Here is a 6583-nt window from a genome sequence, read left to right on the forward strand (position 1 = left end):
TCCCGTCTCGATTCCCCGCCTGTTCCTGTTACGGTGACGTGATGGCTCCTCTCCCAACCACACTCGTCGCTCGCTCTGCTGCGTCGACTCTGCTCGCATTGTTTTCGGCTTTGCTGGGTTGGGTTGTTGCAGGTTCGCAGAGCATGGCTGCCGACAAGCCTGCGGAAGAACGCGCGGCAGCGAAAGTGCCGGCGTTCACTCCCGCCCAGCTCCAATTCTTCGAGCGCGAAGTGCAGCCGATCTTGGTCGGTAAGTGCGTGAAGTGTCATGGCGGCGAAGAGAAGATCGCGAGCGCGTTCTCGATCACCTCGCGGGCCTCGGTGCTGCGCGGCGGCGAACTCGGCAAAGTCGTCGATCTTGAGAAGCCGGAAGCAAGCCGGCTGCTCCAAGCCGTTCGCTATGAAGAACTCGAAATGCCTCCGAGCGGCAAGCTGCCGGCCGAGCAGATCGCGGTGCTGACGCGTTGGGTACGAGAAGGAATGCCTTGGCCTGCCCATTTAGAAAAAGAACCGGCACACGTCGTCGTCAAGAAGCCGGGCGTGACCGACGAAGATCGGAAGTATTGGGCGTATAAACCGGTCGCCGCGCCGAAGATTCCGTCGGTGCGCAACCAAGCCTGGACTCGTTCGCCCCTCGATGCGTTCGTGCTCGCGAAGCTCGAAGCGCGCGGCATCGCCCCTGCCCCGGCTGCCGACAAACGCACCTTGATCCGCCGCGCCTACTACGACCTCACCGGCCTGCCGCCGACGCCCGAAGAAGTCGATGCGTTCGTCGCCGACGAATCGCCCGCGGCTTACGACAAGCTGCTCGACAAACTTCTCGCCTCGCCTCACTACGGCGAGAAGTGGGGTCGGCACTGGCTCGACCTAGTCCGCTACGCCGAATCGCACGGCTACGAGCGCGACTCGGCCAAGCCGTTTGCGTGGCGCTATCGCGACTACGTGATCGGCGCTTTCAACCAAGATAAACCGTACGACCGATTCCTCCGCGAACAACTCGCCGGCGACGAGCTCGACCGCGTCACGCCCGAGTCGCTCATCGCGACCGGCTACTATCGTCTCGGCGTATGGGACGACGAGCCGGCCGATCGCGAACTCGCGCGCTACGACGTCCTCGACGGCATCGCTTCGACCACGGCCGGCGTGGTGCTCGGGATGAGCGTCGGTTGCGCGCGGTGCCACGATCATAAGCGCGACCCGATTCCACAACGCGACTACTACAAGTTTCTGGCGTTTTTTCACAACGTCAGCGGCATGAATCGGGAAAACCTGCGACATGTCGCCACGCGCGAAGAAACCGCGGCCCACGCCGAGGCCGTCCGTAGGAAAACCGATCGCGAAGCCGAGCTTTACGCCGAGATTTATGCGCTCGAGCAATTCTTTCTCTCCGGCGCTCCGAAGCACGGTATCCAGCTCGGCAACGTCGGCTCGTCGGACTTAGTCGACCTGACGTATCGTTTCTATCGCGATACTTGGAAGCGGCTTCCTGATTTCGACGCTCTCAAACCGGAAACGACCCGAGCGCTCGCGAGCAATCGCATCTCGCTTTCGCCGGCCTCCCGCTCCGAGGCGATCGGCTTAGTGTTCGAAGGAGGACTTCGCGTTCCCTCCGGCGGCGAGTACACGTTCCATCTCACGGCCGCGGCCGGGGCACGCTTGCTCGTCGACGGCAAGGCGATCGTCGCGAAGCCCGAACCGGGGCGGCATGTCGTCGACCAGAGCATTCGCCTCGACGCCGGACTGCATAAGCTCCGGCTCGAATACTTCAACGGCACGGCAAGCCCGGAGCTTGTTCTCGCTTGGAGCGGCCCCGGCTTTACGCGCCGCCTGCTGAGCGACGATCTTCCGCCGACCGATCTGATCGCCGGCAACGGCGACCAGGCTTGGTCGTACACGTTCACGAAGCCGGAGCATCCGAATTGGAACCTGCTCGACTTCCGCGCCGAAACGTGGAAGCGCGGCATGGCCGGCTTCGGCACCCGCGGAGTGCCGGGAGGCAAAGTCGCGACCGAATGGAACACGAAGGAAATCTGGCTTCGTAAGAAAATCATGCTCCCTGCCGCGATCGACAAGATCTCGCTCGATGTGCATCACGATGAAGACGTCGAGATTTTTTTCAACGGCAACCTCGTCTTTCAAGCAACCGGCTTCACCACGAAGTACGAGCGCATCGAGCTCGACGCGAAAGCGACGAAGCATCTCAAGCCGGGTGCGAACATCTTAGGGGTTACCTGCAAGCAGTCGGGAGGCGGACAATATATCGACGTTCGCCTTGTCGACGGCTACGATTCGCCCGAAGCGCTGGTGCGCCATTTCGGAGACGAAGTGCTCGGCAAAGCGAAGACGAAGCGCTATCTCGAACTCGCGCGAGAACTGGAAGCGAGCCGCAAGACACAGCTTGCGAGCCCGGGCTTCGATGTCATGGCGGTCGTCGAACAAGGTCGAAATAAGACTCACATTCTCTTGCGCGGGCTGCCGCAGGCTCTCGGCGACGAAGTTCCGGTCGGCGTTCCGGAAGTGCTCGCGCCGGCCGGCTATACGTTTCCGCTTCCGAAGGAACCGAGCGAAGCGGAGTTCGCGGCCGCCACGTCCGACGTCGTCGTCACGGCTCAGGGGAATCGCCAGGAAGGCACTCCCACCGGCAGACGCCGCGCGCTCGCCGAATGGCTCGTCGATGCACGGAACCCGCTGACGGCCCGCGTCTTCGTCAATCGTCTCTGGCAATATCATTTCGGTCGGGGCATCGTCGGCACCTCGAACGACTTCGGCAAACTCGGCGAATTGCCGACGCACCCGGAGTTGCTCGATTGGCTCGCGCTGGAGTTCATGCGCGGCGCGAGCGATGCCTCTGCCGATCGCTCGACAAACGCCGCTGTGTCTAATGCCACACCGTCTCGCGCCGCGCCGTGGTCGATCAAGGCGATGCACAAACTTCTCATGCTCTCCAACACTTATCGGCTCTCTTCGCAAGCCACGCCCGACGGGCTCCGGCTCGATCCGGCCGACCAACTTTATTGGCGCTTCCCGATGCGGCGACTCGCGGCCGAAGAAGTGCGCGACTCGATCCTCGCGGTCACCGGCAAGCTCAACCCGGCGATTGCCGGCCCGAGCGTCTATCCGCCGATTCCGAAAGAAGTCTTCGCGGGGCAATCGCGGCCGGGCGAAGGTTGGCCGATCTCGTCGCCGAGCGAGAGCAGCCGGCGAAGCGTTTACGTGCATGTGAAGCGGTCGCTCCAGTTGCCGATTCTCGCTCAATACGACCAAGCCGACACCGACTCGAGCTGCGCGGTTCGCTACACGACCACCGTGCCGACGCAGTCGCTCGGCATGCTCAACGGCGAGTTCATCCACGAGCAAGCCTCGACCCTGGCCCGGCGATTGGAACAAGAACACCCGAACGATCTCGCCGCGCAGATCCGCCGCGCAATCCGCCTCACGACGCAACGCAACGCCCCGATCGACGAAATCGGCCGCGACGTCGCGTTCGTGCAACGAACGATGCTCGACGACAAGCTCACGGCCGCCGACGCCTTGAAGCTTTACTGCCTGCTCGCACTGAACACGAACGAATTCTTCTACCTCGATTGATTGCCGCTGCCGCCTGTCTTCCGACCACCGACCATTGACCACCGGCCACTGCCATGAGCCACCCTTCCGCCAACCAATTCTGCCGCCGTACGCGTCGCGAGTTTCTTTGGGAAGCCGGCGCCGGGTTCGGCGGTCTCGGGCTCACGTCGCTCCTCGCGCGCGACGACTTCTTCGCCTCGCGCTCGGCCGGTGCCGCCGAAACGTCGCCGAAGTTCATCAACCCGATGCAGCCGAAGCCGCCGATGTTGCCGGCCAAAGCGAAGAGCGTCATCTTTTTGTTCATGTACGGCGGCCCGAGCCAAGTCGACACGTTCGACTATAAGCCGGAGCTTTATCCGCTGGACGGCAAGACGATTCCCATCAAGACATTCGGCCGGGGCGGCAAGCGCAACGAGGGGCGCGTCGTCGGCCCGAAGTGGAAGTTCAAGCAATACGGCAAGTGCGGCAAGTACGTGAGCGATCTGTTTCCCCACGTCGGCACCTGCGTCGACGACATCGCTTTCCTGCATTCGATGTATGCCGAATCGCCGATCCACGGCTCGGCGATGCTCATGATGAACTCCGGCCGCATCCTCAGCGGCAGCCCGAGCATGGGTACGTGGATCACGTACGGCCTGGGCAGCGAAAACGAAAACATGCCGGGCTACGTCGTGATGCTCGACAAGACCGGCGGCCCGATCTCCGGCCCGAAGAATTGGTCGAGCGGCTACATGCCCGCCGCGTATCAAGGAACGGTCGTCCGCGCCGACGGCACGCCGATTCACGATCTGCGGCTCCCGCCCGACATGACGAAGGAGGCGCAGCGGCGGATGCTCGACCGGCTCGGCGAGAAGAACCACGCCCACCTCTCGACGCGCGCCGACAACACGGAGCTCGCGGCCCGCATCGCGAGCTACGAGTTGGCGTTCAAGATGCAGCAACACGCGCCGGAAGCGGTCGATTTCGCCCAAGAAACCGCCGACACCGAAAAACTGTACGGCCTCGACGAACCGCCCACCGCCGACTTCGGCAAGAAGTGTTTGCTGGCGCGACGTTTGGTCGAGCGCGGCGTGCGCTTCATCCAGATCTATTCGGGCGGCGCTCACAACGACGACAACTGGGACGCGCAATCCGACATGGTCGTGAACCACTCGAAGCACGCGGGCAACACCGATAAGCCGATCGCCGGCTTGCTGAAGGATCTTCGTCAGCGCGGCTTGCTGGACGAAACGCTCGTCGTCTGGGGTGGGGAGTTCGGCCGGCAACCGACCGCCGAATACGCCAAGGGAACCGGACGCGATCACAACGCCTACGGCTTCACGATGTGGATGGCCGGCGGCGGCATCAAGGGTGGCGTGAGCGTCGGCGCGACCGATGAACTCGGCTCGGCCGCCGTGAGCGATCGATTCCACGTCAAGAATCTCCACGCCACCGTGCTGCAACAGATGGGCCTCGACCCGAACAAGCTCACCTACTTCTACAACGGCCTCGACACGAAACTCGTCGGCGTAGAAGGAGCCGAGCCGATCCGGCAAGTGATCGCGTAGCGCCGGCCGATTAACCGGAAGGCGTTAGCCCCCGGTTCCCAAGATCGAATCCCACGTTTGAAATGACGCCTTTGGACCGGACGCTAACTCGTTCCGGCTAATGTACAACCATGATCCGATATTTGACGTTCGTCGCACTTCTCCTCACCCTCACCGCATCGCTCGCCGCGGCTGATTCCGCCGACGTCAAAAAGTCGCAATGGAACGGCTTCGAGCGGCTCGACTTTGCCGTCGACGGTCGGGCCGCGCAGTTGATCGTGCCGCCGAAAGCCGATGTCGGCAAGCCGTGGATCTGGCGCACCGAGTTCTTCGGCCACGAGCCGCAAGCCGATCTCGCGCTCTTAAACAAAGGGTTCCACGTCGCGTATGTGAACGTGCAAAATCTTTACGGTTCGCCGGCGGCGCTCGATGCGATGGATAGGTTCTACGAGCACGTCGTCAAGACGTACGGCCTCATGCCGAAGGTCGCGCTCGAAGGGTTCAGCCGAGGTGGCTTGTATTCGCTCAATTGGGCGGCGCGCAATCCGACGCGCGTCGCGTGCATCTACAACGACGCACCGGTCTGCGATTTCAAAAGCTGGCCCGGCGGTAAGGGAAAAGGGAAAGGTTCTCCCGGCGATTGGAAGCGCTGCCTCGAAGCCTATGGCCTCACGGAAGCGGAAGCTCTCGCTTATAAGCTGAACCCGGTCGACAATCTCGCCCCGCTGGCGAAGCACAAGGTTCCGCTACTGCACGTCTGCGGCGATGCCGACGACGTCGTGCCGTTCGAGGAAAACACGAAGCTCTTGGAAACGCGCTACAAGCAACTCGGCGGCCCGATCACGGTGATCGCCAAGCCGGGCATCGGCCATCATCCGCATAGCTTGAAAGATCCACGGCCGATCGTCGACTTCGTTTACAACCACACCGCGCTATTGGATAAAGCCATTGCACCGCCGACTCCCGCTTCGACAAGCTCCTCGTCCGCTGCGCATCGCGTGCTCGGGTCCGACAACGGCCGCATCGCGATCCTCGGCCTCGACGGCAAGACGGTCGAATGGGAATTCAAAAACGGTCATCAAGCCCACGACCTCGCTCTGCTCCCGAGCGGCAACATTCTCTTGCCGACGAGCGCGACGAAGCTCGTCGAGATGACGCCGGAGAAGAAGATCGTTTGGCAGTACGAAGCCTTGCCGAAGTCGGGTTACACGGGCCGAGTCGAAGTCCATGCCTTCGAGCGCTTGGCCGATGGTCGCACGATGGTCGCCGAAAGCGGCAACGGCCGGATCGTCGAAGTCGATGCGACAGGGAAGATCGTCTTCGAGATGCCGCTCACGCTCGAGAAGCCGAACGCGCATAAGGACACGCGCCTGGTTCGCAAACTCGCGAGCGGCAACTATCTGGTCTGCCACGAAGCCGACGGCGCCGTGCGCGAGTACGAGCCGAACGGCAAGGTCGTGTGGACTTACAAGCTCGATCTCGCCGGTCGCC

Annotated in this window: 2 protein-coding genes and 3 pseudogenes; all 5 read left to right on the forward strand. The window is 62.6% G+C overall.

Going from position 1 to position 6583, the window contains the following annotated elements:
• Positions 1-41 precede the first annotated feature (41 nt).
• Positions 42-428: pseudogene (locus tag K8U03_23065) on the forward strand (hypothetical protein).
• Positions 414-1250, forward strand: a pseudogene (locus K8U03_23070) (DUF1549 domain-containing protein). The pseudogenes K8U03_23065 and K8U03_23070 overlap by 15 nt, the downstream one beginning before the upstream one ends.
• Positions 1251-1961: 711 nt before the next feature.
• Positions 1962-3587 (forward strand): DUF1553 domain-containing protein, encoded by a 1626-nt coding sequence (locus tag K8U03_23075; protein MCE9607780.1) that lies wholly within the window; start codon positions 1962-1964, stop codon positions 3585-3587.
• 53 nt (positions 3588-3640) lie between these two features.
• Positions 3641-5113, forward strand: a complete 1473-nt coding sequence (locus K8U03_23080; GenBank protein ID MCE9607781.1) for a DUF1501 domain-containing protein — start codon at positions 3641-3643, stop codon at positions 5111-5113.
• A gap of 110 nt (positions 5114-5223) precedes the next feature.
• A pseudogene (locus tag K8U03_23085) lies at positions 5224-6009 on the forward strand (prolyl oligopeptidase family serine peptidase).
• Positions 6010-6583: the final 574 nt, after the last annotated feature.

It is taken from the genome of Planctomycetia bacterium (genome assembly GCA_021413845.1).
Taxonomy (GTDB): Bacteria; Planctomycetota; Planctomycetia; order Pirellulales; family PNKZ01; genus PNKZ01.